This is a genomic window from Microbacterium sp. 1.5R, from assembly GCF_007667425.1.
Lineage (GTDB): Bacteria > Actinomycetota > Actinomycetes > Actinomycetales > Microbacteriaceae > Microbacterium.
In genome coordinates, this window is record NZ_VDRC01000001.1 from 1,154,102 (window position 1) to 1,180,164 (window position 26,063).

The window sequence follows — 26,063 nt, forward strand, 5'->3', positions numbered from 1 at the left end:
ACCCGCTCAGATGACCTCGGCGCTCCAGTCGTCGGGGTTGCCGTAGCGGTGGGCGGTGATCGCGATGGCCTGCTCGTGCACGAACGGCAACAGCTCGATGCGGGCGGCCGACGTGACCTCGCCGTCGTACACCGCGAGGTCGGGGTCGCCGTCGACCGCCACGGCGAGCGACCGGTGCAGCACGCCGACGGACTCGCGCGTCCCGACGAGCCGCACCCGCGACGGACGGCCGTCGGCCTGCATCCGTACGACCCACTCGTCATCGGTCTCGAGGTGGACCGTCGCCCCCACATCGGCGAGCACATGGCGCACCGCGGCGGGCAGCCCGACCGGGGTCGACAGCGTGAAAGGCGCCCCGGCGCGCACCGCCGCGATCACGACGCGCAGCAGCTCCTGCCACCCCGCATCGCCCGTCGCCCGGATGCCCACGGGCACCGGTCGGTACCGGAAGAGGTTCCGCTCGACGCCGAGCCGCGACACGTCACGCACTCTGCCGAACTCGCGATCCCAGGCGAGCGCGTCGGAGAGCGCCGAGCGACGCAGCCACTCGAACGACTCGTAGTCGAGCGACGGCTGCGCCGACTCGATCAGGGCCGTGATCCGGGCGTCGAGGCCGCGCAGGTGCAGCGTGCTCGACACGGCGCCGGAGGCCCGCGACCGCCACGAGCCGAGGCCGATGAGGTAGTTCGGCCCACCCGCCTTCGCGCCGGGTCCGACCGATGAGCGCTTCCAGCCGCCGAACGGCTGACGCTGCACGATCGCCCCGGTGATGCCGCGGTTGACGTAGAGGTTGCCTGCCTGGACGCGGTCGAGCCACAGCTCGAGCTCAGCCGGATCCTGCGTGTAGAGCCCGGCGGTGAGGCCGTAGGCGACGGCGTTCTGCAGCTCGATCGCGCGCTCGAGCGTCGGGGCATGCATGACGCCCAGCACCGGCCCGAAGAACTCCTCGGTGTGGAAGCGCGACCCAGGCTGCACGCCGATGCGGATGCCGGGGCGCCACAGTCGCCCGGACTCGTCATCGGTCGATACGGCCGGCTCGATGAGCCACTTCTCCTCGCCCTCGAGCTCGGTGAGCGCCCAGGCGAGCTTGCCCTGCGGGCGCTCGATCACCGGCCCCACCTCGGCGAGCGGGTCGGTCGGCCAGCCGACGTGCAGCGACCTCGTCGCGTCGGCGAGCTGGCGGGCGAACCGCTGCGAACGTCCGACCGGTCCGACGAGGATGGCGAGGGATGCCGCGGAGCACTTCTGCCCGGCATGCCCGAACGCACTGCGCACGAGATCCGACACCGCGAGGTCGAGATCGGCCGACGGGGTGACGATCATGGCGTTCTTGCCGCTGGTCTCGGCGAGCAGCGGCAGATCCGGCCGCCACGAGCGGAACAGCGCCGCGGTCTCCCAGGAGCCGGTCAGGATGACGCGGTCGACCCCCGGGTGCGCGATGAGCTCCCGCCCCAGCTCGTCCTCCGCGACATCGACGAGGACGAGCACGTCGCGCGGCACTCCCGCCTGCCACAGCGTCTCAGCGATCACAGCGGCGCAGCGTCGCGACTGCGGTGCCGGCTTGAACACGACGCCCGACCCCGCGGCGAGCGCGGCGAGCACCCCGCCTGCGGGGATCGCGAGGGGGAAGTTCCACGGCGGGGCGACGACGGTGACGCCGGCAGGCACGAACGAGGCCCCGGCGACGGCATCCAGCTCCCGAGCGGTCGCGGCGTAGTACCGCGCGAAGTCGACGGCCTCGCTGACCTCGACATCCGCCTCGGCGAACACCTTCCCGGTCTCGGACGCGGCGACCTCGATCAGGTCGGCGCGTCGGCTCTCGAGCGCGGCCGCGGCGCGCAGCAGCACCTCGGCGCGCTCGGCGGCCGGCCGGGCGCCCCAGTGCGCACCGGCAGCGCGGATGCGCGAGATCGCGCCGTCGAGGGCACCGGCGTCGTCGATGCGCGCTGCCGCGATGGTGTCGTCGCCGAGGGTCGACGACGCGACACGACTCAGCACGCCTGCGGCCCACTCGCGGTTGGCGGGCAGTGAAGGGTCGCTGTCAGCCGTGTTCACGAATCCGGGGGCGCCGCCGCCCGCGCGGTCGAGCTCGCGCGGCGAGTACACCGCGGTCTCGAGGAACGGGGCGTCGGTGTCGTCGGAACCGCGCGAGATGCCGAGCACGGCCTTCGTGAGACCCTCCTCCGCGGCCGTCGCGACCGACGTCGGGCGTACCGACTCGTGCACGGGGGCGAGGCGATCCTGGGTGCGGCGTGGCCCCGTGGGCAGTGTGGGCGACGCCGCGCGGTCGAGCGCGTCGAGGAACCGGTCCTGCTCCCGCACGAACAGCGCCTCGTCGTCACCGAGCCGGAACGCCGCGGAGAGGAAGTTCTCGGGCGAGGCGTTCTCCTCCAGGCGTCGCACGAGGTAGCTGATCGCGACGTCGAACTCGTCGGGCTTCACGACCGGCACGTACAGCAGCACCTCGCCGACCTCGCGCGAGACGGCCTGCACCTGCCCCTGCGCCATGCCCAGCAGCATCTCGAACTCGATCGGGGGCTGCGCTCCGGCGGCCGCATCAGGATCAGCCGAGCCGCGCACGCCCCGCTCGCCCGCGAGCAGCCAGGCGTACGCGATGCCGAAGAGGTTGTGTCCGGCGATGCCGAGGCGCACCGCGGCGACGTTCTCGGGGCGCAGCGCCCAATCGAGGCAGCGCAGGTAGTTCGCGTCGGTGTCGACCTTGGTCTCGTAGGTCGCGGTGGGCCAGCCGTGCATGGTGGCCTCGACGCGCTCCATAACGAGGTTGGCGCCCTTCACGAGCCGCACCTTGATCGGTGCGCCGCCGTGGGCGATGCGATCCTGCGCCCAGGCGGTCAACTCCTGCAGCGCCGGCAGGGCGTCGGGCAGGTACGCCTGCAGCACGATCCCCGCCTCGAGCCCCTGCAGTCGAGGGTCTTCGAGGACGCGCGTGAACACCGCGATGGTCAGATCGAGGTCGCGGTACTCCTCCATGTCGAGGTTGATGAAGGTGCGGTCGGCCGCCGCCGTCAGATACAGCGGCAGGAGACGGTCGACGACGGCATCCACCACCTCGTCGAACGCCCACATCGAGATGTGGCTGATGATCGCCGACACCTTGACCGAGACGTAGTCGACGTCGCCGCGTCTGATCAGATCATGGATGCCGTCGAGCCGACGCCGCGCCTCGGTCTCGCCGAGCACGGCCTCGCCCAGCAGGTTGAGGTTAAGGCGGGCACCCGATTCGCGGATCCTCGCGATCGCCGGGCCGAGCTTCGCCGGGCGCGCGTCGACCACGAGGTGCCCGACCATCTCGCGCAGCGCCCGCCGGGCGATCGGCACGACGGGAGCGGGGAGGATCGGTGCGATGCCGCCGCCGACCCGCACGGCGGAGCGCAGATACCAGGGCAGGAACTCGGGCACGATCGGCGCGATGCGGTGCAGTCGGGATGCCGCGGCGCCCAGGCTCTCCGGTCGCATGACGCCGTCGACGAAGCCGAGCGTGAAGGGCAGCCCGTTCGCATCCTGCAGGACTCCGGCGAGGCGCTCCGCGGCCGGGTCGACGTCGGCCGCCGCAGCCTCGGTCACCCACCGGCGGGCGAGTTCCACCGCGCGGTCCGCGAGCGAGTCGGTCGAGTCTGCAGACGGCATCGGGTCGGCCATGTGCTCAGCCTAGGACTGCGCGTGCTCGTCGCCGCGTCCCCGCGCCGGGTGGCCGAGCTCGCGCCGTTCGGGGGCTTCACCTCGGGGGCCGCCTTCCTCCCGCGCACCCTCCTCCCACCGACGCCCCTGCTCGGCGACGACGCCCCCGCTCAGTTGCGCAAATGGGAGGGGGCGTCGCAGCCCTATAGGGGCGTCGAGCCGGGTCGAGGGTGGCGGCAGGGCGAGGGTGGCGGCAGCGCGAGGATGGTCGCCGGGAGGATCCTCGCGGGGCGAGGATGACCTCAGACCTCGAGCATCGCGTCGTAGCCCTCTCGGAACGTCGGGAACGCGAGGCCGTCGAGCATCGCGTGGGCGCGGGTGCCGTCGAGCACGGTGCCGCCGCCGACCTCCGGGCTCGTGTGCGGCGGAACGTCGACGCCGAGACGCGCCGCGATGTGCGCCACGACCTCGCCGAGCCGCACGGGTTCCTGATCGATCGCGTGCACGAGCGCGGGCGGGTCCTCGGCGCGCAGCAGCGCCTCCAGCAAACGCACCAGGTCGTGCTCGTGGATGCGGTTGGTGCGGCGCTCGTGGTCGACGGGCGCGCCCTCGCGCACGCGGCGGATCAGAGAGTCACGCCCGGGGCCGTATATCCCGGCGGGGCGCACGATGATCGCGCCGAGCAGGTCGACCGCGAGCTGTTCGCCCTCGACGAGCGCGTCGCCGCGCTCGCCCGTGGTGCGCGTCGGATCGGACTCGGTCAGGGCCGCGCGCGCATCAGGGCCGTCGAACTCCTCGGAGCCGTACCCCTCGAACACCCGCGTCGACGAGACGAAGAGCACGCGCCCGGGGCGCGCGGGCAGCGCCGCGGCGAGGTGAGTGAGCGCGGCGGGGTAGATCGACCCCTCCGGCCCGGTTCCCGGCGGCAGCGTGATGACGACCGCGTCGAACGCCGGCAGCGGCGACGAGAGCGGATGCCTCAGGTCGGCCTCGATCGTCGAGAAGGCCGCGGGCAGGGCCGAGGCGTCTCGGCGGATGGCCGTGACCGCTCCCCCGTCGGCGACGAGCCGCTCGCCGAGGGCCGTGCCGAGCGCGCCGCATCCGACCAGCAGCGTCACGTCGGGACGCGTCGCGTCGGGGCGCGTCGACGATGCATCCGTCATGTCGTCAGCTCCAGTCGCTCGGGGCCGGCGTGCGCACTGGTGGAAGAGCGGATGCCGCAGCCCAGTCGTGCACCCACGAGTCGATCTCGCGCACGCCCTCCGGCTTGCCGACGGCGGCGAAGAGCTCCTCGTTGCTCACGGTGCCGCCGGAGCGGCGCAGCATCCGGGCGCGCACGATCGCCCGTGCGTAGACCTCGCCCTTGACCACGGCGCGGTGTTCCATGAAGAGGGCCTTCTCGTCGTGGCCGATGAACCGGGACTGCACTTCGAACCGCTGCCACAGCTGCAGCGACTTGCGGAACGTGATTGTCTCGCTCGACACCACGGCGTACCAGCCGCGGCTCTTCATGGCATCGAAGAGGTTGGTGCGGATGAGCAGGTCCCAGCGCCCGAGATCGAACAGCGACAGATAGCGGCCGTTGTTCATGTGCTGCAGGATGTCGATGTCGCTCGGCAGCGTGGTCAGTCGGATGGTGCCGACGGCTGTGGGGTCGAGGGTCTTTCCGCGCCGTACGCGACGGCGGGCCGCGAGGATCACGAGGAGGGTGCGCCAGATCACGTTCACGAGTCTCGATCGTAGCCATCGGCGCACGATCCACGAACATCGTTGTGCAATTCCTCCATGCGGTGTTACAGCGGGATTTCGGCATCCTGCTCGATTTCTCGTTCGTGTGAGCCGCGCGTAGAGTCACCGCATGAGCGCCGAAGCCCACCCTGAAGTCATCGTCCGTCCGGTCCGTGATGTGGACGCGGAAGCCCTTGGTCGTGTGCACGCGCAGTGCTGGCACGAGACCTACGACCACCTGATCAGCAAGGCCGCACTCGAGAAGGTGTCGCCGCGCCGCATGGCCGAGCTGTGGACGCACTGGGCCGCGCAGGGCCCCGAGTTCACGATGAACGCGGCGCTCGTCGACGGGGAGATCGTCGGCTTCGCCGGCTCCGGTCCCGCGCGCGACAAGGATGCCCCGGCGTTCCGCGAGCTCTACTTCATCTACCTGCTCGACGCCTGGCACGGCACGGGCATCGGGCAGAAGCTCTTCGACGCGGCGGTCGAGACGGACGAGCCCCTGTACCTGTGGGTCGCCGAGGACAACCCCCGCGCGCACCGCTTCTACACGCGCAACGGCTTCGTGCTCGACGGCGCCACGCACACCGAGCCGTTCCTCGGCGAGACGCTCACCGAGGTCCGCTTCACCCGCTGACCCGCGCGTGCGGCGCGAGCTCGCTCCGACGCCCAGACCCACCACTGCCGCCGAAACCCACCACCCCGTACGTCGGGGCCGGTGGGTTTCGGCGCGCAAGGTGGGTCTCGGCGCGGCGGGCGCGCGAGGGCGCGGACCGGAGGATGCCGCGCGTCAGCGCCCCGATACGGTGCCGAACAGCTTCGCGATCGGCGCGATGACGAGCGGGCGCGCTGCGACCCACCCGGCGGCGATCACGACCATCGACGCCACGAACACCCAGAATCCGGTCCAGGTGACGGCATCCTGCGCTGCGTACATGTGATTGAGGTTGCGCAGGAATCCGGTGAGGAACACCAGCGCCACGTGCACGATGATGAACGCCACGAAGTACAGCATCACCGGGAAGTGCAGGGCGCGCGCCCACTCGATCGGGTACGCCTTCGAGAGCCGCTCGGCCTTCTTCGGCCACATGCCGGACATCCGGAAGCCGGTGACCGTCGCGAGCGGCGCGGCGATGAACACGGTCGCGAAATAGGCGATCTGCTGCAGGCTGTTGTAGTTGTTCCAGCCGTTCTCGTGCGGCCAGTCGAACGACACGTACTGCAGGGCGGCCGACAGCGCGTTGGGGACGACCTCCCAGCTCGTCGGCACGATGCGCGCCCAGTGACCCGTCGTGAACAGCAGTACGACGAAGATCACGCCGTTGACGAGCCACAGGATGTCGAGGGCCTGGTGGAACCAGATCGTCAGGCTCGTCTTGCCCTTGGGGTTGTTGCGCGGCGTCCAGAACGCAGTCGGACGCTTCTCGGTGCGGATCCGCAGCCCCGACCGGATGATCAGCACCATGAGGAACACGTTGAAGAAGTGCTGCCAGCCGATCCACGGCGCGAAGCCCGGTTCGACGTGCACGGCCGGTTCGTATTCGCCGGGGAACGCCGTGAGGAAGTCCTGCATGAATGGCAAGCTCAGCAGCGCGCGGACGAACGCGACCGCGGCGGCGGCGAGGATGCCGAGGGCGGCGGCGCCGAACAATCCGGCGATGGCCTGCGGCCACGTCGGCAGGCGGCGAGCGGATGCCGGAGCCGCGACGATGCGGCGCGGGGCCCGTCCGTCCCATACCGTCTGGGTCCAGGGCAGCGGCGTCGAGACGTCGGTGACCGTCGCGACCTCGGTCGAGGGGACCGCCGACGGTTCGGGGGTCGACACGACGGTTGTCGGACCTTCCGGCGCATTCGGTCCGACATCTGGCGTGTCGGCCCCCGATGTGACGAAGGACGGGACGGTGCCTGCGTGCGGCCACGGGTCCCCTCCGCGGGTGCGCGGGAGGCCCCGCCGCACGGATGCTGTCGCCGAACCTCGCGGGTCGTTGAGCGCGGACGACGCCTCCTCCGACACCCCACCCCGCGGGTCGTCGAGCGAGGACGACGAAGTCGACCGAGACGAAACGCGGTCCCCGTCGGACGACGCCGCCACGGACACCCCACCCCGCAGGTCGTCGAGCGAGGACGACGAAGTCGACCGAGACGAAACGCGGTCCCCTCCGGTCGACGCCGCCACGGACGTCTCGGCCGGAGGCCAGGGCTCACCACCGGGTGTGCGAGGGAGCCCGCGGCGGAGCGTCGTACCGGCGGTATGGCGCGTTTCTTCTCGCTCCGCTCGCTCAACGACCGGGGGCTCGACGACCGGGGGCTCGGCGACCTGCGGAGCACGGCGCGTTTCGCCTCGCTCCGCTCGCTCGACGACCGCCGGCTCGGCGACCGCCGACGCCTCACCGACCTGCGCCTCCGCGGCCGCGCCGTCGACCACTCCTGCGGGCGGCCACGGCTCGCCGCCGCGTACGCGCGGGAGGCCGCGGCGCAGCATCCGCTCTGCCATGTCTACTTCTTCCGGGCCTCGAGGGCGGCGATCACCTGCGGGACGACGGTGAACAGGTCGCCGACGATGCCGAAGTCGGCGACGTCGAAGATGGGCGCCTCCGCGTCTTTGTTGATCGCGACGATGGTCTTCGCGGTCTGCATGCCCGCCCGGTGTTGAATCGCTCCCGAGATGCCGAGCGCGACATACAACTGCGGCGAGACGGAGACACCGGTCTGTCCGACCTGGTGCGACTGCGGGATGTATCCGGCATCGACGGCGGCGCGAGAGGCTCCGACGGCCGCGCCGAGTGCGTCGGCGAGCTCCTCGACGAGAACGAACTTCTCCTTCGAGGCGAGGCCGCGTCCTCCCGAGACCACTCTGGTCGCCCCGCGCAGCTCGGGCCGCGATGAGGTGGTCTCGACGGCCTCGACGGCGCCGATCGTGGCACTCACGGCCCCGGATGCCGTCACGGCGAGCTGCTCGACGATGGGCGCGTCGACCGCCGCGGCGCGGGTCTCGACCGCCCCCTGCCGCACGGTGATGACCGGAGCGCCGTACGTCGGCGCGGCGTCGACGAGGTAGGCGCCACCGTAGACGGAGTGGTGCGCCACCACGCCCTCGTCGTCGCGCGAGACTCCGACGGCGTCGACGCAGAGGGCAGTCCGCGTGCGCACGGCGAAGCGCCCGGCCACGTCGCGACCGGCGATCGAGTTGGAGATGAGCACGGCGTCGGGCCCGACCTTCTCGAACGCGGCCTGCAGAGCGTCGACGACGGGCACGGTGAGCGCCGTCGCGTCGCCGTCGGCGGTGAGCACGACCGCGGCACCGGCCGCGGCGACCTTCGCCACGGCATCCTCGCCGCCGCCGACGATGAGGGCGACGGGCGAGCCGATGGTCGATGCGGCGCCGATCAGTCCGGCAGTGCTGCTGGCGGGAGCGCCCGAGGGGTCGATGTCGACCAGCACGAGCACGGGGTTGTCGGGGTAGCTCATGTCATACCAGCCTGTTCTCAGCGAGGTAGGCGACGAGCTTCTCGGCCGCATCGCCCTCGTCGACGATCTTGACGCCCGCCGCGCGCGCCGGCTTCTCGGAGACGGCGGTCATGATCGTGCGCGGAGCCTCCGCCGGATCGGCCGAGACGCCCAGGTCGTCGAGCGTGAGCACCTCGAGGGGTTTCTTCTTCGCCGCCATGATGCCCTTGAAGTTCGGGAAGCGCGCGTCGGGAAGGGCCTCCGTGATCGAGATCACGGAGGGGAGGGATGCCGAGATCGGCTGCGCTCCGGCATCCGCGCCTCTCGTGCCGCTGATGCCGTCGGCGGTGATCTCGACCGTGGTGAGCGCGGTGGCCTGCGCCCAGCCGAGGTGCTCGGCGAGCATCGCTGCCATGACGCCGCCCGAGCCGTCGGTCGAGAGGTTGCCGGTGATGACGAGGTCGGCCTCGCCGCGGCGGATGGCGGCGGCCAGAACTTCGGCGGTGAGCCCGAGATCGGCGCCCGCGAGGCGCTCGTCGGCGATGTGCACGGCCGAGCCGGCGCCGATCGCGAGCGCCCGGCGCACCGACGCGGTCGACCCCTCGGGCGCCATCGCGACCGCCACCACCTCGGTGCCCTCGTTCTTATCGGCGTGGCTGAGCGCGACCTCGAGTGCGCGTTCGGTGATCTCGTCGAGCACCACGTCTCCGGCCGCGCGGTCGGCGAGGCCGGTCTCGAGGTCGAGCTTGCGGTCGCCGTAGGTGTCGGGCACCTCTTTGACCAGGACGTAGATCTTCATCGATTGCTCCTCACGACTGCCTCGATTCTAGCGTGGTGAAACTCGGTCCCACCCCGAGAGCGACCGGGAACCAACGGGCCGGTGATCGACCGATGCCCTACCGTAGAGAGGTGGTCCGACCCCGCCCTCTTCCTGTCGATCCGCTCGCCGAAGCGAAGCGGCAGTGGCTCGCGCACGGATGGACGGATGCCGCGGACGGCATGACCGTCGTGACCTCGGTCATGCGGGCCCAGCAGCTGCTGCTCGCGCGGGTCGACGCGACCCTGAAGCCGCTCGCGCTGACCTTCGCCCGGTACGAGATGCTGCGCCTGCTGGCGTTCAGCCGTGCGGGCCGACTGCCCCTGTCGAGCGTCGTCGCACGTCTGCAGGTGCATGCGACGACCGTGACGAGCACCGCCGAGCGCCTCGTCCGCGACGGGCTCATCGTGCGTGAACCGCACCCCCACGACGGACGCGCCGCTTTGCTCGCCCTCACCGACTCGGGCCGGGCGCTCGTCGAGAAGGCCACGACCGCGCTCAATGCCGAGGTCTTCTCCGACCCCGGCATCAGCCGCGACGATGCCACCGAACTCGTCGCGATCGTCGCGCGCATGCGCAAGGCCGCCGGCGACTTCGCCGATCCGCGCCCCCAACCCGACGCGCTCTGACATGGCGCGCTTCGTGCTCGAGCGGGTGATCGCCGCTGCCCCGGCCGATGTCTTCTCCGCGGCGCTGGATCCGGAGCTGCACGTGCGGTCGATGGCTCGCCTCGGCGAGACCATGGTCGAGGCGCCGGCCGGCGGTGTCTTCACAGAGGGGTCGACGGTCACGTGGCGGGCGCGGCACCTCGGCATCCCGTTCCGGCTGCGGTCGATGGTGTTCGACATCGACCAGCCCCACGGGTTCCGCGACCGCCAGATCGCCGGCCCCTTCCGGGCGTTCCTGCACGAGCACCAGTTTCTCCCGCACGAGATCGGGACGCTCATGCGCGACACGATCACGTTCCGCTCGCCGTTCGGCCCGATCGGACGCCTCGTCGACCGTCTGTTCATGACGGCATACCTGCGACGCCTGATCGCTGAGCGCAACGACACCATTTCCTTCGAGATCGAGGGCCACGGGCGTACCCTGTCGCCATGAGCGAACTGCGTGTCCGCACCACCCTCATCGGACGCGGCCCCGCCGCCGCCCTCGTTCTCACCGACGAGCAGGTGTCGTCGCTCGGCGCGGGCAAGGCGTTCCCGGTCGCCGTCACGATCGACGGACGCACCGCCCGACTGCGGCTCGCCCGCATGGGCGGCGAGAACATGATCGGGTTCAGCAAGGCCGTGCGGAGCGACCTCGGAGTCGAGATCGGCCAGGAGGTGGACGCCGTCATCCGTGTGGATGCCGCGGAGCGCACCGTCGAGGTGCCGCCGCCGCTCGCCGCCGCGCTCGACGCCGACCCCGCGCTGCGCGCCGCCTTCGACGCCCTCTCTCCCTCGGCCCGCAAGGAGCACGCCCGCTCGGTCGCCGAGGCCAAGCAGGATGCGACGCGGGACCGGCGTATCGAGAAGATCCTCGACGCGCTGCGCGGCTGATCGCCGGGCGCCTCCCGTCGGGATCCGCGTCGGGTCAATGGATCGCAGCGGATCAGCGGTTCTGGAAGTCGGGTGCACGCTTCTCCCGGAAGGCAGCCATGCCCTCCTTCTGGTCGGCGGTGTCGAACAGAGCAGCGAACGCCCGCTTCTCGTGGTCGAGGCCGTCGGCGAGCGACGTCTCCATCGCGGCGTCCAGCGCCGCCTTCGCCGCGTACACCGATGGCAGCGACTTCGAGGCGATCGTCTCGGCGAGCGTCGCTGCCTCGTCGAGCAGGTCGGATGCCGGGACCACGCGCGACACGAGTCCCGACCGCTCCGCCTCCTCGGCGCCCATGAAGCGGCCGGAGAGGACGAGTTCGGCGGCCTTGTAGTAGCCCACGGCGCGGATGAGCCGCTGCGTGCCGCCCATACCGGGGATGACGCCGAGGTTGATCTCAGGCTGACCGAACTTCGCGGTGTCGGCGGCGAGGATGATGTCGCACATCATGGCCAGCTCGCAGCCGCCGCCCAGCGCGAAGCCCGACACCGCGGCGATGACGGGCGTCTGCACCGCGGCGAACTCGTGCCAGATGCCGAAATGGTCGGTCTCGAGCATCTCGGCGCCCGACATGCCCTCCATCTCCTTGATGTCGGCACCTGCTGCGAACGCCTTCTCGGAGCCGGTGACGACGATCGCGCCCACGCCGTCGTCGAGGTCGAACTGCTGAGCCGCGGCCGTGATGTCCTCGGCCAACTGAGAGTTCAGGGCGTTCAACGCCTGCGGCCTGTTCAGGGTGATCCATCCGACCCGCCCACGCTGCTCGACCAGGATCGTCTCGTACTCGGTCATGAAGTCCCTCTCCGTCTTCGAATAGCGTGCTTTGCAACGAGGGCTGCCGAATCGTTGCACTTTGCGCGATTCGAAACCCCCCGCACGACGATCGTCACACGGTCCCGTCTCGGATGTCGGTGATGATGCCGGAGAAGTCCCGAGCGGCGCCGTCGCCGGCGGCGAACGCGGCGTACAGCTCCTGCGCGAGGCGCCCCATCCGCGCATCCGTCGAGGTCTGCTCGATCGCCTGCATCGCGAGGCCGAGGTCCTTCGCCATGAGCGCCCCGGCGAAGCCGGGCCGGTAGTCCCGGTTGGCCGGACTCGTCGGCACCGGACCGGGAACGGGGCAGTTCGTCGTGATCGACCAGCACTGCCCGGAGGCCTGCGACACGACGTCGAACAGCGCCTGGTGCTCGAGCCCGAGCCGCTCCCCGAGCACGAACGCCTCCGCGACGGCGATCTGAGACACCGCGAGCACCATGTTGTTGCAGACCTTCGCCGCCTGCCCGAGCCCCGGACCGCCGCAGTGCACGATCCGTGCGCCCATCACCTCGAGCAGCGGCAGCGCGGCGACGTAGTCCTCGTCCGACCCGCCGACCATGAACGCGAGCGTCCCGTTCTCGGCGCCGACCACACCGCCCGAGACGGGGGCGTCGATGTGTCGGTGGCCGGCGGCGAGCGCGAGGGCGTGCGCCGCCCGCGCCTCGTCGACGGCGATCGTCGACGACTCGATGAACAGGGCGCCCGGTCGCGCAGCGGCCAGCAGCTCGGTGCGGTAGGCGTCGAGCACGTGCTTCCCCGCCGGGAACATCGTGATGACGACGTCGGCGGTCGCCACGGCATCCGCTCCGCTCGCGGCGACCGGGATGCCGGCGGCGCGCGCCGCCTCGATCGCCGCCGGTACGACGTCGAAGCCGTGCACCTCGTGTCCAGCGGCGAGGAGATTGCGCGCCATCGGCAGCCCCATGTGCCCGAGGCCGAGGAACGCGACGGAGGTCACGACGCGCTCCGCGTCGCGGTCGCGCCGCCGCGCTGGAGGGTCGCCGATCCCGAGGCCCGCAGCATCTCGCGGCCGACGATGAGGCGCATGATCTCGTTCGTCCCTTCGAGGATCTGGTGCACGCGCAGGTCGCGCACGACCCGCTCGATGCCGTAGTCCTGCAGGTAGCCGTACCCGCCGTGCAGCTGCAGCGCGCGGTTGGCGACGTCGAAGCCGGCATCCGTCGCGAAGCGCTTGGCCATGGCGCAGCGCATGGTCGCGTCCGGCGCGTGCGCGTCGACCGCTCTCGCCCCGTCGCTCACCATGAGCCGCGCGGCCTGCAGGTCGGTGCGCATGTCGGCCACCTGGAACAGGATCGACTGCTTCTCGGCGAGCGGCTCCCCGAACGCCACGCGCTCGTGCACGTACTGCACCGTGCGGTCGAGCGCCCACTGCGCCCCGCCGAGCGAGCACGCCGCGATATTCAGGCGCCCGCCGTTGAGGGCCGACATCGCGATGGCGAACCCGCGCCCCTCCTCGCCCAGGAGAGCGGATGCCGGCACCCGCACCCCGTCGAGGATCACGGGCCGCGTGGGCTGCGCGTGCCAGCCCATCTTCTTCTCCGGCGCTCCGAAGCTGAGCCCTTCCGCGTCGCCCGGCACGAGGAACGCGCTGATGCCGCGGGCCCCCGGCTCGCCCGTACGGGCCATGACGACGTACACCGCGGCCTCCCCCGCACCCGAGATGAACTGCTTGGCGCCCGTGAGCACGTAGTCGCCGCCGTCGCGCACCGCGCTCGTGGCGATGTTGGCGGCATCCGATCCGGCTCCCGGCTCGGTGAGGCAGTAGCCGCCGAACTCCCGCATCGCGGTGAGCTGCGGCAGCCAGGCCGCGCGCTGGGTCTCGTCGCCGTAGGTGTCGATCATCCACGCGACCATGTTGTGGATCGAGATGTAGGCCGCGACGGCAGGGTCGCCCTTCGCGAGCTCCTCGAAGATCGCGACGGTGTCGGTGCGGCTGAGCGCCGTGCCGCCGAACTCCTCGCGCACGTAGATGCCGCCGAGGCCGAGCTCGCCCGCCTTCTGCAGCGATTCGCGCGGGAAGAGGTGCTTCTCGTCGCGCTCGGCGGCGTAGGGCGCGAGCTCGGTGTCGGCGAACTCGCGGACGGCGCCGATGATGGCCTCGCGCTCCTCGGCGGTGGTGACGGTGATGGTGTCGGTCATGGTGTGTCCTCGTGCCGCGGGATCAGTGCATGGTCGGGATGACGAAGCTCGCTCCGTCGCGGATGCCGGAGGGCCACCGGCTGGTGACCGTCTTGGTCTTCGTGTAGAACCGGAACGCGTCGGCACCGTGCTGGTTGAGGTCGCCCAATCCGCTGCGCTTCCAGCCGCCGAAGGTGTAATACGCGATCGGGACGGGGATGGGGACGTTGACGCCGACCATGCCGACCTCGACGCGGGCGGCGAAGTCGCGTGCGGCATCCCCGTCGCGGGTGAAGATCGCGACGCCGTTGCCGTACTCGTGCTCGGAGGCCATGCGCAGCGCCTCCTCGTAGTCGGTGGCGCGGGCGATCACGAGCACCGGCCCGAAGATCTCCTCGCGGTAGATCGCCATGTCGGTCGTGACGTGGTCGAACAGGGTCGGGCCGAGGTAGAACCCCTCCTCGTGACCGGGCACCGTGAAGCCACGGCCGTCGGCGAGCAGCGTCGCGCCCTCGTCCACGCCCTGCTGGATGTACCCTTCCACGCGTTCGACCGCAGCGCGGGTGACGAGGGGTCCGTAGTCGACGTCCGTCGCGAGCGCCGGGCCGACGCGCAGACGCTCGACCCGCTCCACGAGCTTCGCCGCGAGAGCATCCGCCGTCCCCTCCCCGACGGGCACCGCGACCGAGATGGCCATGCAGCGTTCGCCCGCCGAGCCGTAGCCAGCGCCGATGAGCGCGTCGACGGCCTGGTCGAGGTCGGCGTCCGGCATCACGATCATGTGGTTCTTCGCGCCACCGAAGCACTGGGCGCGCTTGCCGTGCGCGGCAGCGGTGGCGTAGATGTACTCGGCGATGGGCGTCGAGCCGACGAAGCCTACCGCACGGATGCGGTCGTCGGTGAGCAGCGTGTCGACTGCCTCCTTGTCGCCGTGCACGACGTTGAGGACGCCGGCGGGCAGCCCCGCCTCGAGGAACAGCTCGGCGAGGCGCACCGGCACCGAGGGGTCGCGCTCACTGGGCTTGAGCACCACCGCGTTGCCGGCGGCGAGGGCGGGCCCGGCCTTCCAGAGCGGGATCATCGCGGGGAAGTTGAAGGGGGTGATGGCGGCGACGACGCCGAGCGGCTGGCGCATGGAATAGACGTCGATGCCGGCTCCCGCCCCTGTCGAGTATTCGCCCTTCAGCAGGTGCGGCGCGCCCGCCGAGAACTCGATCACCTCGAGCCCGCGCTGGATGTCGCCCTTCGCGTCGTCGACGGTCTTGCCGTGCTCACTCGCGAGCAGCTCGGCGAGCGACTGCATCTCGCGCTGCGCGAGGTCGAGGAACCGCAGCAGCACCCGCGCACGCTTCTGCGGGTTGGTGGCGGCCCATTCGACCTGCGCGGCCTCGGCGTTCGCGATGGCTGCTCGCACCTCGTCGGCCGAGGCGAGCGGCACCCGGGCCTGCACGGTGCCGGAGCTGGGATCGAAGACGTCGGCGAAGCGGCCGTCTTCGGGAGTCAGATGCGATCCGCCTATGAGATGCGCGATGGTGCGAGTCATTGTGCGATGTCCCTCCGGGCCGTCTTTGGCACAATGCGAGTGTACTTCGGCATCCGATGAATTACTAGGGCATCCATCTATCTGGCGATCGGTGCTGCGGGACGACGAGTTCTCCGCCCGTTCACCGTCCGGACACCTCGGCCGACTACAACTGCAGATGCGCGGACACATCGACTCAGACCGGATCGGGTAGTCAGTCATCCGCGCTCACGGTGAGCACCCGCTCCCGTCGCGGTGTCACCCGCCGCGAAGACCCCCGCCGAATCGGGTCGGCGGGGGTCTTCTTCGTCGGGGCGCGGGCGGGCGTTGGAATCGCTTGAGTTGCAGTTTTCCTGGCCTTCGACTCGCTCTTTGCGCGATTCGAATCGACCTTGTCTGTGGATAACCCCGCCACTGCACGAACGCCGTGCCAGCGTGCCGTCATGAGCACCGACGACGAACCCCTCGGACCCCATGACGCCGCCTTCTCTGTGCACATCGCGCGGCTCGAAGGCGCCAGCCGCAGCGAGCTGCGACGTCGCGCACTGGTCGCGCCCTTCCAGGGCGTACGGATCCCGCGCGGTGCGTCGAACGCCTTCCGCGACATCGAAGACCCGTACGAACGGCAGCGCCTATGCCGCGTGGAACGCGCACGCATCTATGCGGTCCGCCTGCATTCCGGCCACTTCTTCAGCCACACCACCGCCGCATCGATCTGGGGCGCTCCGCTGCCGCTCGAGTTCTCGGACACCGGCGGCATCGCGGAGTACGGCGAGCTCCCCCTCCATGTCAGCGCCTCAGGACACGTGCCGTTCCCGCGCGCGACGGGCATCAAAGGCCACAGGACGCTGTCGAGTATGACCACCGTGGAGGAGCATCGGGGGCTCAGGGCGACGTCACCGTCGGCGACCTGGGCATCGCTCGGCACACTGTCCGTGCCGGACCTCGTCGCGCTCGGCGATTACTTCTGCAGAGTGTGGCGGGCGGGTCATGGACGCAGAGACGTGGGTCGGCCCCCGCTCGCGAACGTCACGCAATTGCGGAGCGCGATGGAGGCGGGTCGTCGTCGCGGCGCCGCGCGGCTTCGGGCCGCCCTCGACCTCATTCGCACCGACGCGTGGTCGCCGCGCGAGAGCCTCGTCCGTTGCATCCTCATCGACGCCGGACTTCCTGAGCCTCAACTGAACTTCGACGTCTGCGTGGGCGGACGATTCGTCGCCTGCGTGGATATGGCGTATCCCGCGCAGCGAGTCGCGATCGAGTACCTCGGCATGCTGCATGGCCAGAGATGGGCGGCCGATGTCGAGCGTCTCGCCGCGCTGCGAGCAGCGGGATGGACCGTGATCGAGGTCACCGCTCCACTTCTGCGTTCCCCGGAGACTCTCGTGCGCCGGGTCGCCGCCGCACTCCGGCCCTGAGCCTCGACCATTCGAATCGCTTGAATTGCAGTTCTCCGTGGTCGAAAGCTGCAAGGCAAGCGATTCGAAAGCGAAAGGCCCCGACTAGAGCCGCTCCACGATCAGCGCGTTGGCCATGCCGCCGCCCTCGCACATCGTCTGCAATCCGTATCGCCCGCCGACCGCATCGAGGTGATCGACGAGGGTGCCGAGCAGCCGCGTGCCCGACGACCCGAGCGCATGCCCCAGGGCGATCGCCCCGCCGCGGGGGTTGAGCTTCGCGGCATCCGCCCCCACCTCGGCCGCCCACGCGAGCGGCACCGACGCGAAGGCCTCGTTGACCTCGTACGCGTCGAGGTCGTCGATCGAGAGTCCGGTGCGGTCGAGGATGCGGCGGGTCGCGGGGATCGGCCCCGTCAGCATCATCAGGGGATCGTCGCCGACCACGGTGAACGAGTGGAAACGAGCACGTGGCGCGAGGCCCAGCTCTTCCGCGCGTTCCGCGCTCATCAGCAGAGCGGCGGAGGCGCCGTCGGTGAGCGGCGAGGAGTTGCCCGGGGTGATGCGCCAGTCGAGTTCGGGGAAGCGTTCCGCGAGCGCATCGGTGCGGAACGCCGCTGACAGTCCGGCCAGAGCGGATGCCGTGGTGCCGGCGCGAACGGTCTCATCCGTCGCGGCATCCGGCGCCTCGTCGACCCCGATCACCGTGCGGTCGAAGAACCCCTCGTCCCACGCGGCGGCCGCGCGGCGGTGCGACTCTGCGGCGTAGGCGTCGAGCGTCTCGCGGTCGAGCCTCCAGTGCGCGGCGATGAGCTCGGCGGAGACCCCCTGGTTCACGAGCCCCTCGGGGTAGCGGGCCCGCAGGCGCGGCGACATCGGACTCCCGGCGACCGACGCCGACGACCCGAGCGGCACCCGGCTCATCGACTCGACGCCTCCGACGATGACCGCGTCGTACGCCCCGGAGATGATGCCCTGCGCGGCGGAGTGCACGGCCTGCTGACTCGATCCGCACTGCCGGTCGATGGTCGCTGCGGGCACGGACTCGTCGAATCCGGCGGCGAGAACGGCCTGCCTGGCGATGTTCGACGACTGCTCGCCGACCTGGCTGACGCACCCGAGGAGCACATCGTCGATCTGCCGGGACTCGAGGCCGCTGCGGTCGAGGATCGCCGCGAGCGCACCCGCGGCGAGGTCGACGGGATGCACGCCCGACAGCATCCCGCCGGGCTTGCCTCGACCGACCGGGGTTCGGACGACGTCGATCAGGACGGCTTCGCTGCGCGCGCTCATGCGTCCCATTCTCACCCCGCGCGCGGGACTCAGGACGTAGGGGAGCCGATCAGGTCGCGGGGTACGGCGGCCGCGAGACGATGCGGAGCGGCTTGAGCGAGCGGGCGCGGGCGCCCCTCTCGCGGTCTTCTGATCGCACGGGCTCATCCGTGCGGGATAGGGGCGGGCGTCTGTCTGCGTCCTTGTCGGACGAGCTGTGACTGCTCATACTCCGACCGTACGGGTCCAACATGTGCGCGCGTCCAGGTTCGCCGTGTCGGAGCCTCCGCCGCGAACTCGCCAGAGTGTTTCGCGCCGTGCGAACGGGCGGTCGGGCCACCGGCATCCGAAATAGAATCGGAGTGCGTCCGCACCCCGGCGCATCCCCTGCCGATGAGCCCGCGATCCGGGCCGTGCTCCCCCGAGGATCCGCCATGTCCAGCGACTCCATCACCGTCTCCATCCGCCGAGAGGTCGATCCGGCGCGTATCGCCGAGACCACCGAGTGGGTGCAGCGCGGGGTGAACAAGGCCAACACCTACCCGGGCTTCCTCGGATCCGGGTGGGTGCGCGCCGGCGCCGACTCCCACGTCTGGCACATGCTCTACCGCTTCGCCGACGAGGAGACGCTGGTCGCCTGGGAGGACTCCCCCGAGCGCGCGGCGTGGCTGGCCACCGGCGAAGGCCTCGTGCTGAGCGAGCGCTCCCGGCGTCGCAGCGGCATCGAGGGCTGGTTCGACGATCCGGCGACGGGATCCGTCACGGTGCAGACGGATGGCGCAGCCACCGGCCCGGTGCCGACTGCGCCGCCCCGCTGGAAGCAGGCGGTGTCGATCTGGCTCGGCTTCTTCCCCGTGAACCTCGTCTTCGCCTATGCGATGAGCCCGATCCCCGGGTGGAACGAGCTGCCGATCTGGCTGCGCGTGCTCGCCACGACCCTCGTGCTCACGCCGATCATGACCTACTGGGTGCTGCCGTACGTCACGCGCTCGTTGCGTCGCTGGCTCGCGCGCTGAGTCGGTCGGACCGCCGGGAACGATCGAGAATGATCTTCCGTCCCGCTCATCGGGCGCCCGCCGGCGTCAGAGGGCGGAGATGGTCCAGGATGCCGCGTGCGCGCCACCCGGCTGCAGCACCACGAGATCGACACCCGACCGGAACGCATCCGGCGGGCAGGTCATGGGCTCGACCGCGAGGCCGATGCGGTGCGTCGCCTCGACGGGAGTGTCCGCGGTGTGCACCTGCACCCATGGGCACCCCTCGTCGAAGGCGATGGCGACGCCCGCGCCGGATGCCGTCTGCACCCGCACCTCGGCGATGCCGCCCGCCCGCGACAGCCCGGTGAACGCGTGGTCGATGAACACGTCGCCGAGGCGCCGGGTGTCGCGGAAGTCCCAGTGCGGATGCGCGTCCACCGGCTCGACCGCGACCGGACTCAGGCGATCGTCGGTGACGGTGAGCACTTCGGATGCCGGCAGGGTCAGCGTCCAGTCGTCGACCCGCTCGGCGGGGTCGGCCACGAGGTAGGGATGAGGTCCGGTGCCCCAGGGCGCTGCGTCCGTCCCGAGGTTCCGACCGGTGACGGTCTGGCGCAGGCCGTCGGCGTCGAGGCGGTACTCGACCTCGACCTCGACACGGAACGGGTAGCCGGTCTGCGGCTCGATCACGCCGGCCAGCACCACGCGGTCGTCGGCGACGACACGGTCGGCGAACTCGGTCCAGGCGACGAGACCGTGCAGGGCATGCGATCGCTCGGGCTCAGAGAGGGCGAGCCGGCGCTCGACACCGCCGAACGCATACCGCCCGTCGACGACGCGGTTCGGCCACGGCGCGAGCGTCGCCCCGCGATAGGCCGGCCGCACCTCGTCGGCGTCGAACGGCACGACGAGGTCGCGCCCCTCGAAGGTCAGGCTGCGCAGGGTCGCCCCGACGCTCGCGATCACGGCCTCGTACCCGTGCCCGGCGATCGCCAGTTGCCGCCCTGATCGCGGCGTCGCCGCCGATGCCGTCGAATCACTCACGCCGTCGAGTGTATTGCGAACGGCCCTGCCGACCCGTCGGCGTGCCACGCTGGTGACATGCGCATCGCACTCACCGGATCATCGGGCAAGCTCGGCACCGTCGTCGCACGCGAGCTGCGCGCAACGGGCATCGAGGTCATCGGGATGGACGTCTCCGGCCAGCGGGGGCCCGGGTTCGTGCAGGTCGACCTCACCGACTACGGACAGGTCGTCGACGCCCTGACCGCGGTGGGCGACCAGCACGACGGCATCGACGCGGTCGTGCACCTCGGCGCGATCCCTGCGCCGGGCATCCGCAGCGACGTCGCGACCTTCCACAACAACATGCCCGCCACGTTCAACGTGTTCTGGGCGGCGGTGCGCCTCGGCATCCGTCGCATCGTCTACGCGTCCAGCGAGACCGTGCTCGGGCTTCCGTTCGACGTGCCGCCGCCGTACGTCCCAGTCGACGAGGAGTACCCGCCGCGCCCCGAGTCGGTGTACTCGCTGGTGAAGACGTTGGAAGAGCATCTCGCGACCGAGCTCGTGCGCTGGCACCCCGACCTGTCGATCACCGCGCTGCGGTTCTCGAACGTCATGGTGCCCGACGACTACGCGGAGTTCCCCTCGTTCGACACCGACGCCCTGCTCCGCAAATGGAACCTCTGGGGCTACATCGATGCGCGCGACGGCGCTCAGGCCGTGCAGCGCGCCCTCGAGGGGGCGCCGGTCGGATTCGAGCAGTACATCATCGCGGCGGCGGACACGGTCATGTCGCGACCGAACGACGAGCTGCTCGCCGAGGTGTTCCCCGAGGTGCCCGTGGCACGCGAGGTCGGTGCGAACGAGACGCTGCTGTCGATCGACAAGGCCCGCCGGATCCTCGGCTACGACCCGCAGCACTCCTGGCGCGACCACGTCTAGCCGCTTTCGAATCGCGCAAATGGTCACTTTTCGACCGGTGGCGTAACCAGTTGCGCGATTCGAAAGCGACCACGTCAGCCGTCGGTGTCGCGCGGCAACACCGTCAGCACGCGCTCGATGTGGTCGCGGAACTCGGTCATGAAGCCCCGAAGGAAGTCCGCCGTGTCGGGGTGCGAGACCGTGCCGTCGTCGGAGTAGTGCTCGGCCTTGAACTGGATGTACGCCTCCGGCGCCGTCATCTGCCTGGCGTTGCAGAAGCTGAGCACCCCGCGCAGGCTCTGCTGGGCGACCGCGGTGCCGATCGCGCCGACCGAGGCGCCGATGACGGCCGCGGGGATGTGGTCGAACGAGTTCTGCCCCCACGGGCGCGAGGCCCAGTCGATCGCGTTCTTGAGCCCGCCGGGGATCGACCTGTTGTACTCCGGGGTGACGAACAGCACGGCATCCGCGGAGTCGATCGCCTCCTTCAGCGCTACCGCCTCGGGCGGGTACGACTCGTCATAGTCCTGGCTGTACAGAGGCAGGTCCTTGATCGGGATCTCGAAGAACTCGAGGTCCTGAGGCGCCAGGTCGATGAGGGCCGTCGCGAGGATCCGATTGATCGACGTCGACGACAGGCTTCCGACGAAATACCCGACCCTGTGTGCCATGTCCGCTCCTCCGTATCGACGCCGAGCACGCTGCCCGGCACGCTGCGTCCAGTCTCGCGCCGCCACTCCGCCGCGTCCACCCCCACCGGCGGTGCCGTCTAGAGACCGAGTCGCTCCAGGTACGGGTTGACCAGCCGGCGTTCGGGGTCGTAGCGGGCGGCGAGGGCCGCGAAGTCGTCGAACCGCGGATAGCGCGACCTCACCTCGGCGCCGTCGAGCGTGAAGACCTTGCCCCAGTGCGGCCGCGCCGTGCCGGGCAGCGCCGCCTCGAGAGTCGGCAAGAAAGCCCGCACCGCCGCTTCGTCGGGCTTCCAGGTGAAGTGGATGCCGACGGCATCCGTCTCGTACGACGAGCTCAGCCACAGCTCATCGGCTGCGACCGTGCGAATCTCGCTCACGAACAGCAGCGGCGCAATCTGACCCGCGAGCGTGCGCACGACCTGGATGGCCTCGACCGCGTCGGCGCGCGGCACGAGGTACTCGGTCTGGATCTCGGCGCCGGCGGAGGGGGTGAACTCGAGTCGGAAGTGCGGCAGGCGGTCGAACCACGGCCCCGGTGCGCCACCCTGCTCGGTGCACGCGATCGGGTCGGCGCCGAGGATCGGATGCCGCTTCGCAGCCGCCGGCTCCGCGTCGAGGCGCGAGAACAGGTCGGCCCGCGTGATCTCGCGCGCCTCGGGCAACCGCTGCTTGACCCAGATCTGGTCGGCGACGTCGGTGCGCTCCCAGGTAGAGAAGATGCTGACGCTCGTGCCGATCCCGGTCACGTCGTCGAGATCGCGCAGGATCGCGTCCCAGGCCGGATGCTCGAACACGTGCTGCGCGACCTCATACGCCGGCTCGACGTCGAGAGTCACGTCGATCACCGCGCCGAGGGCGCCGAGGCTGACCACCGCGCCGTCGAAGTCGACGTCACCGCGCTGCAGCGTCCGCACGGCGCCCGCAGGGGTGACGATCGTGAGCGCCCGCACCGCGGTGGCGAGCGAGCCGATGGCGTCTCCCGATCCGTGCGTGCCCGACGCGACGGCGCCCGCGACCGAGATGTGCGGCAGCGAAGCGAGGTTCGCGAGCGCCAGGCCCTCGGCATCCAGCAGCGGAGCGAGGTCGCCGTAGCGCAGCGCGCCGCTCACGCGCACCGCGTCGCGGGCCTCGTTCACCGCGAATACACGGGGCAGGCCGTCTGTCGCGATCAGGATGCCGTCGGAGTCGGCGAGATCGGAGAACGAGTGGCGCGAGCCCAGCATCCGCACCTTCCCGCCTGCCGCGAGCTCAGCTCGCAGCTCGTCGACGGATGACGGATGCGCGACGCGCGACGCGCGGTACGCGACGTTGCCGGCCCAGTTGCGTTCGATGCCCATCGCGTCAGGATAACCGTCAGCTCTTCGTCGGACTCTCGACGAGCGACAGGGGGTCTGCGATGTCCTCGAGCGACTTGCCGGCCGCGCTCACGCCGAACACCCCGCACACGACGCCGCCGACGATCATGATGCCCGCACCCAGCACGTACCCCCAGAACAGCGGGCCGCGGTCACCGGTCTCGGCGCTCTGCCCGATCAGCGTCCCGTACAGCACCGGGGCGATCGCGCCGACGAGCTGACCGATCGAGAACACGTACGAGATGACCTGGCTGCGCAGCTCGAGCGGGAAGATCTCGCTCACCGTCAGATAGGCCGCCGACGCCCCCGCCGAGGCGAAGAAGAATGACGCGCACCAGAACGCGGTGTGGGTGCCCGCGTTCAGAACGCCCGCGTTGAAGAGGAAGGCGCTCACGAGCAGGATCGACCCGGCGAGGACGTAGGTGAGGAACAGCATCCGCCGACGCCCCCACGTGTCGAAGAAGTGACCGAGCACGAGCGCCCCGGCGAGATTGCCGACCGCGAAGATGATGAAGTACTGCGACGCCGAGGCGGGCGGGGTGTCGTAGAAGTTCTCGAGCACGAGCGCGTAGGTGAAGAAGATCGCGTTGTACAGGAACGACTGCGTCACCATCATCGTGATGCCGACGAGCGTGCGCCGCGGGTACTTCTGGAACAGCACCTTCGCGATCACGAGGAACGGCACCTGGCCGTACTCCTTCACCGTGATCGCCTTCGACTCGTCGACCGGCGGGATCTCCTTGCCCTCCTGGCGGATGCGCTCCTCGATGCCGTCGACGTTGCGCTCGGCCTCGTCCTCACGCCCGTGGGTCATCTGCCAGCGCGGGCTCTCGGGGATGTGCCGGCGCAGCCAGATGATCAGCAGTCCGAGGATCGGGCCCAGGAAGAAGCTGAGCCGCCAGCCGATGTCGGCCGGGAGGATGTCGGTGTTCAGGAAGAACAGGTTCGCGACGGCGCCGAGCGCCGCACCGCCCCAGTACGTGCCGTTGATCGCGATGTCGACACGACCGCGGTACTTCGCGGGGATGATCTCGTCGATCGCCGAGTTGATCGCCGCGTACTCCCCGCCGATGCCGGCACCGGCGACGAAACGCCAGATGTAGAAGAACCACGGCGCGAACGCGAGTCCGGCGACCGCGGATCCGACGAGGTACACCGCGAGCGACAGGATGAAGAGCTTCTTGCGGCCGAGTCGGTCGGTGAGGCGGCCGAACACGAGAGCGCCGAACACCTGGCCGAGCAGGTAGCAGGTACCCGCGAGGCCGACCTCGGCCGGGCCCATACCGAGGGTCGCGGCGTAGCCGTTCGCGGCGACGATCTGCACCTCGAGGCCGTCCAGGATCCACGAGAACCCGAGCCCGACGACGATCATCCAGTGGAATCGCGCCCAGGGAAGCCGGTCCATCCGGGCGGGGACGAGTGAGCGCACCTTCTCGACATTGACATCCGACGCGGACATGGAGCCTCCTTCATCCGGGACCCTCACGGTCCCGGATCAGTGATACTCCTGCGGCGGACGTCGGCGCATCCGGTTGATTCCGGGCGCTCTTGGCGCTAGACGTCAGCCCTCGACGTGCCTCTCGTCGACGCCGTCGTAGTGCGAGAGCGGACGGATCAGCGCGTTCGCTCCGGCCTGCTCGATGACGTGCGCGGTCCACCCCGTCACTCGCGCGGCGACGAACAGCGGCGTGAAGGTGAGCGTGTCGAAGCCGATGAGGTTGTACGCCGGACCCGACGGGTAGTCGAGGTTCGGGTAGATCCCCTTGCGCTCGACGAACTCCGACTCGAGCGCGTCGTACAGCGCCGCGACCTCGGGCTTGTCGTAGTGCTCGACGAGCGTGTCGAGGGCGGCCTTCATGGTCGGCACGCGCGAGTCGCCCTTCTTGTACACGCGGTGGCCGAAGCCCATGATCTTCCGCTTCTCCGCGAGCGCCTTGTCGAGCCAGGGCACGACGTTCCCGGCATCCCCGATCTCGTCGAAGATGTGCAGCACGGCCTCGTTCGCCCCACCGTGCAGCGGCCCCTTGAGAGCGCCGATCGCACCGACGACCGCCGAGTACAGGTCGCTCAATGTCGACGTGATCACGCGAGCGGTGAACGTCGACGCGTTGAACGAATGCTCCGCGTACAGGATCATCGAGCGGTTGAACGCGTCGACGACCACCGGGGCGGGCTCCTCGCCGAACGTCATCCAGAGGAAGTTCGAGGAGTAGTCGAGGTCGTCGCGCGGCTCGATGGGCTCCTGCCCGCGGCGCCGCCGCTGACCGTAGGCGACGATCGCCGGAAGGGCGGCGAAGAGCCGGATGCTGCGCTCGAGGTTCTCCTCAGGGCTGCCGCCCGCGTTCAGCACCGATCCCCCCGCGCCGGGGTCGGAGGCCCCGATGACGCTCACGGCCGTACGCACCTCGTCCATCGGGTGCGCGTCGAGCGGAATCAGGTCGATCGCCGCCTTGACGTTGTCGGCGAGCGCGCGGTGCCGCCTCTCTTCGAGGCGGAAGGCCGCGAGCTCCTCGGGCGTCGGCAGCTCACCGTGCCAGAGCAGGTAGGCGACGGCCTCGAACGGCTGGGTGTCGGCGAGCTCCTGCACGGGGTAGCCGCGATAGAGCAGGCTGTTGGTCTCGGGGTTGACCTTCGAGATCGCCGTGGTGTCGACGACGACTCCCGCGAGGCCCTTCTTGATGTCCGGCTCGGTCATGCTCACTCCTTCGTGATCTTTCGGTCGTTGAGCGAGGAGCGAAGCGACGAGACGAAACGTGGT

General features: G+C 70.4%; 24 protein-coding genes. 8 read left to right on the top strand and 16 right to left on the bottom strand.

All coding sequences use genetic code 11. The annotated features are described in order from the left end of the window. Window positions 1-6 precede the first annotated feature (6 nt). Window positions 7-3,660 carry a proline dehydrogenase family protein gene (locus FSY98_RS05670; RefSeq protein WP_144874743.1) on the bottom strand — a complete coding sequence of 1,218 codons (3,654 nt, stop codon included), beginning with the start codon at window positions 3,658-3,660 and terminating at the stop codon, window positions 7-9. Window positions 3,661-3,681: 21 nt separating this feature from the next. Between FSY98_RS05670 and FSY98_RS05675 the strand changes: the two genes are divergently transcribed. Next, window positions 3,682-3,939 (top strand): hypothetical protein, encoded by a 258-nt coding sequence (locus tag FSY98_RS05675; protein WP_144874745.1) that lies wholly within the window; start codon window positions 3,682-3,684, stop codon window positions 3,937-3,939. A 2-nt stretch (window positions 3,940-3,941) separates the two neighbouring features. Here the strand turns inward: FSY98_RS05675 and FSY98_RS05680 are convergent, their stop codons facing one another. Next, window positions 3,942-4,802: an SDR family NAD(P)-dependent oxidoreductase gene (locus tag FSY98_RS05680; RefSeq protein WP_144874747.1), complete on the bottom strand. Its 861-nt coding sequence runs from the start codon at window positions 4,800-4,802 to the stop codon at window positions 3,942-3,944. A 4-nt stretch (window positions 4,803-4,806) separates the two neighbouring features. Continuing rightward, window positions 4,807-5,367 (bottom strand): acyl-CoA thioesterase, encoded by a 561-nt coding sequence (locus FSY98_RS05685; protein ID WP_144874749.1) that lies wholly within the window; start codon window positions 5,365-5,367, stop codon window positions 4,807-4,809. 130 nt (window positions 5,368-5,497) lie between these two features. Here FSY98_RS05685 and FSY98_RS05690 point away from each other — a divergent pair, with 130 nt between their 5' ends. After that, window positions 5,498-6,004, top strand: a complete 507-nt coding sequence (locus FSY98_RS05690; RefSeq protein ID WP_144874751.1) for a GNAT family N-acetyltransferase — start codon at window positions 5,498-5,500, stop codon at window positions 6,002-6,004. Window positions 6,005-6,157: 153 nt separating this feature from the next. On the opposite strand, the gene FSY98_RS16910 is transcribed toward FSY98_RS05690, so the two are convergent. From FSY98_RS16910 to FSY98_RS05705, 3 genes are all read right to left on the bottom strand, one after another. Continuing rightward, window positions 6,158-7,192 carry a cytochrome b/b6 domain-containing protein gene (locus FSY98_RS16910; RefSeq protein WP_260857290.1) on the bottom strand — a complete coding sequence of 345 codons (1,035 nt, stop codon included), beginning with the start codon at window positions 7,190-7,192 and terminating at the stop codon, window positions 6,158-6,160. A gap of 671 nt (window positions 7,193-7,863) precedes the next feature. After that, a complete protein-coding gene (locus tag FSY98_RS05700) occupies window positions 7,864-8,835 on the bottom strand; it encodes an electron transfer flavoprotein subunit alpha/FixB family protein (protein WP_144874755.1) in 972 nt (323 codons plus the stop codon). Window position 8,836: 1 nt separating this feature from the next. After that, complete coding sequence (locus FSY98_RS05705; protein ID WP_144874757.1) at window positions 8,837-9,613, bottom strand: electron transfer flavoprotein subunit beta/FixA family protein; 777 nt, start codon at window positions 9,611-9,613, stop codon at window positions 8,837-8,839. Window positions 9,614-9,723: 110 nt separating this feature from the next. On the opposite strand from FSY98_RS05705, the gene FSY98_RS05710 reads away from it, so the two are divergent. Genes FSY98_RS05710 through FSY98_RS05720 form a run of 3 tightly spaced genes read left to right on the top strand, consistent with a single transcriptional unit; the run spans window position 9,724 to window position 11,172 of the window. After that, window positions 9,724-10,260, top strand: a complete 537-nt coding sequence (locus FSY98_RS05710; RefSeq protein ID WP_144874759.1) for a MarR family winged helix-turn-helix transcriptional regulator — start codon at window positions 9,724-9,726, stop codon at window positions 10,258-10,260. Window position 10,261: 1 nt separating this feature from the next. Beyond that, window positions 10,262-10,732: an SRPBCC family protein gene (locus tag FSY98_RS05715; RefSeq protein ID WP_186307553.1), complete on the top strand. Its 471-nt coding sequence runs from the start codon at window positions 10,262-10,264 to the stop codon at window positions 10,730-10,732. Further along, on the top strand, window positions 10,729-11,172 hold the full coding sequence (locus tag FSY98_RS05720) for a YdeI/OmpD-associated family protein (RefSeq protein ID WP_144874763.1): 444 nt from the start codon (window positions 10,729-10,731) through the stop codon (window positions 11,170-11,172). Before FSY98_RS05715 ends, FSY98_RS05720 begins: the two co-directional genes overlap by 4 nt. Window positions 11,173-11,224: 52 nt before the next feature. Here FSY98_RS05720 and FSY98_RS05725 read toward each other — a convergent pair whose 3' ends face one another. The 4 genes from FSY98_RS05725 to FSY98_RS05740 all read right to left on the bottom strand — a co-directional run bounded on the left by FSY98_RS05725 (window position 11,225) and on the right by FSY98_RS05740 (window position 15,707). Then, window positions 11,225-12,001, bottom strand: a complete 777-nt coding sequence (locus FSY98_RS05725) for an enoyl-CoA hydratase (RefSeq protein WP_144874765.1) — start codon at window positions 11,999-12,001, stop codon at window positions 11,225-11,227. A gap of 94 nt (window positions 12,002-12,095) precedes the next feature. Next, entirely contained in the window at window positions 12,096-12,983 is an 888-nt protein-coding gene (gene mmsB, locus FSY98_RS05730) for a 3-hydroxyisobutyrate dehydrogenase (protein ID WP_144874767.1), read from the bottom strand. Continuing rightward, entirely contained in the window at window positions 12,980-14,185 is a 1,206-nt protein-coding gene (locus FSY98_RS05735) for an acyl-CoA dehydrogenase family protein (RefSeq protein WP_144874769.1), read from the bottom strand. The genes mmsB and FSY98_RS05735 overlap by 4 nt, the downstream gene beginning before the upstream one ends. Before the next feature lie 22 nt (window positions 14,186-14,207). Continuing rightward, the gene (locus FSY98_RS05740; RefSeq protein WP_144874771.1) at window positions 14,208-15,707 is read right to left on the bottom strand and encodes a CoA-acylating methylmalonate-semialdehyde dehydrogenase; all 1,500 of its coding nucleotides are present in this window, start codon (window positions 15,705-15,707) and stop codon (window positions 14,208-14,210) included. A gap of 422 nt (window positions 15,708-16,129) precedes the next feature. On the opposite strand from FSY98_RS05740, the gene FSY98_RS05745 reads away from it, so the two are divergent. Continuing rightward, window positions 16,130-17,104: a hypothetical protein gene (locus tag FSY98_RS05745; protein WP_144874773.1), complete on the top strand. Its 975-nt coding sequence runs from the start codon at window positions 16,130-16,132 to the stop codon at window positions 17,102-17,104. Window positions 17,105-17,188: 84 nt separating this feature from the next. On the opposite strand, the gene FSY98_RS05750 is transcribed toward FSY98_RS05745, so the two are convergent. Beyond that, window positions 17,189-18,376, bottom strand: coding sequence for a thiolase family protein (locus tag FSY98_RS05750; RefSeq protein ID WP_144874775.1), 1,188 nt, complete (start codon window positions 18,374-18,376; stop codon window positions 17,189-17,191). A 413-nt stretch (window positions 18,377-18,789) separates the two neighbouring features. Here FSY98_RS05750 and FSY98_RS05755 point away from each other — a divergent pair, with 413 nt between their 5' ends. Next, window positions 18,790-19,371, top strand: coding sequence for an antibiotic biosynthesis monooxygenase (locus FSY98_RS05755; protein WP_144874777.1), 582 nt, complete (start codon window positions 18,790-18,792; stop codon window positions 19,369-19,371). Window positions 19,372-19,437: 66 nt separating this feature from the next. Here FSY98_RS05755 and FSY98_RS05760 read toward each other — a convergent pair whose 3' ends face one another. Next, window positions 19,438-20,376: an aldose 1-epimerase family protein gene (locus tag FSY98_RS05760; protein WP_186307554.1), complete on the bottom strand. Its 939-nt coding sequence runs from the start codon at window positions 20,374-20,376 to the stop codon at window positions 19,438-19,440. A gap of 57 nt (window positions 20,377-20,433) precedes the next feature. On the opposite strand from FSY98_RS05760, the gene FSY98_RS05765 reads away from it, so the two are divergent. Further along, window positions 20,434-21,279, top strand: a complete 846-nt coding sequence (locus tag FSY98_RS05765; RefSeq protein WP_144874778.1) for an NAD(P)-dependent oxidoreductase — start codon at window positions 20,434-20,436, stop codon at window positions 21,277-21,279. 74 nt (window positions 21,280-21,353) lie between these two features. On the opposite strand, the gene FSY98_RS05770 is transcribed toward FSY98_RS05765, so the two are convergent. From FSY98_RS05770 to FSY98_RS05785, 4 genes are all read right to left on the bottom strand, one after another. Further along, window positions 21,354-21,929, bottom strand: a complete 576-nt coding sequence (locus FSY98_RS05770) for an NADPH-dependent FMN reductase (RefSeq protein WP_144874780.1) — start codon at window positions 21,927-21,929, stop codon at window positions 21,354-21,356. A gap of 98 nt (window positions 21,930-22,027) precedes the next feature. After that, the gene (locus FSY98_RS05775) at window positions 22,028-23,287 is read right to left on the bottom strand and encodes a D-arabinono-1,4-lactone oxidase (RefSeq protein ID WP_144874782.1); all 1,260 of its coding nucleotides are present in this window, start codon (window positions 23,285-23,287) and stop codon (window positions 22,028-22,030) included. A gap of 16 nt (window positions 23,288-23,303) precedes the next feature. Next, window positions 23,304-24,764, bottom strand: coding sequence for an MFS transporter (locus FSY98_RS05780; RefSeq protein ID WP_144874784.1), 1,461 nt, complete (start codon window positions 24,762-24,764; stop codon window positions 23,304-23,306). A 102-nt stretch (window positions 24,765-24,866) separates the two neighbouring features. Then, window positions 24,867-26,000 (bottom strand): bifunctional 2-methylcitrate synthase/citrate synthase, encoded by a 1,134-nt coding sequence (locus FSY98_RS05785; RefSeq protein ID WP_144874786.1) that lies wholly within the window; start codon window positions 25,998-26,000, stop codon window positions 24,867-24,869. Window positions 26,001-26,063 lie beyond the last annotated feature (63 nt).

Bases quoted from the DNA above. Each gene is read 5' to 3' on its own strand.
- FSY98_RS05670 (WP_144874743.1), bottom strand. From the start codon at position 3,660: ATGGCCGACCCGATGCCGTCTGCAGACTCGACCGACTCGCTCGCGGAC.
- FSY98_RS05680 (WP_144874747.1), bottom strand. From the start codon at position 4,802: ATGACGGATGCATCGTCGACGCGCCCCGACGCGACGCGTCCCGACGTG.
- FSY98_RS05690 (WP_144874751.1), top strand. From the start codon at position 5,498: ATGAGCGCCGAAGCCCACCCTGAAGTCATCGTCCGTCCGGTCCGTGAT.
- FSY98_RS05700 (WP_144874755.1), bottom strand. From the start codon at position 8,835: ATGAGCTACCCCGACAACCCCGTGCTCGTGCTGGTCGACATCGACCCC.
- FSY98_RS05705 (WP_144874757.1), bottom strand. From the start codon at position 9,613: ATGAAGATCTACGTCCTGGTCAAAGAGGTGCCCGACACCTACGGCGAC.
- FSY98_RS05715 (WP_186307553.1), top strand. From the start codon at position 10,262: ATGGCGCGCTTCGTGCTCGAGCGGGTGATCGCCGCTGCCCCGGCCGAT.
- FSY98_RS05720 (WP_144874763.1), top strand. From the start codon at position 10,729: ATGAGCGAACTGCGTGTCCGCACCACCCTCATCGGACGCGGCCCCGCC.
- FSY98_RS05725 (WP_144874765.1), bottom strand. From the start codon at position 12,001: ATGACCGAGTACGAGACGATCCTGGTCGAGCAGCGTGGGCGGGTCGGA.
- FSY98_RS05735 (WP_144874769.1), bottom strand. From the start codon at position 14,185: ATGACCGACACCATCACCGTCACCACCGCCGAGGAGCGCGAGGCCATC.
- FSY98_RS05740 (WP_144874771.1), bottom strand. From the start codon at position 15,707: ATGACTCGCACCATCGCGCATCTCATAGGCGGATCGCATCTGACTCCC.
- FSY98_RS05745 (WP_144874773.1), top strand. From the start codon at position 16,130: ATGAGCACCGACGACGAACCCCTCGGACCCCATGACGCCGCCTTCTCT.
- FSY98_RS05750 (WP_144874775.1), bottom strand. From the start codon at position 18,376: ATGAGCGCGCGCAGCGAAGCCGTCCTGATCGACGTCGTCCGAACCCCG.
- FSY98_RS05755 (WP_144874777.1), top strand. From the start codon at position 18,790: ATGTCCAGCGACTCCATCACCGTCTCCATCCGCCGAGAGGTCGATCCG.
- FSY98_RS05765 (WP_144874778.1), top strand. From the start codon at position 20,434: ATGCGCATCGCACTCACCGGATCATCGGGCAAGCTCGGCACCGTCGTC.
- FSY98_RS05770 (WP_144874780.1), bottom strand. From the start codon at position 21,929: ATGGCACACAGGGTCGGGTATTTCGTCGGAAGCCTGTCGTCGACGTCG.
- FSY98_RS05775 (WP_144874782.1), bottom strand. From the start codon at position 23,287: ATGGGCATCGAACGCAACTGGGCCGGCAACGTCGCGTACCGCGCGTCG.
- FSY98_RS05780 (WP_144874784.1), bottom strand. From the start codon at position 24,764: ATGTCCGCGTCGGATGTCAATGTCGAGAAGGTGCGCTCACTCGTCCCC.
- FSY98_RS05785 (WP_144874786.1), bottom strand. From the start codon at position 26,000: ATGACCGAGCCGGACATCAAGAAGGGCCTCGCGGGAGTCGTCGTCGAC.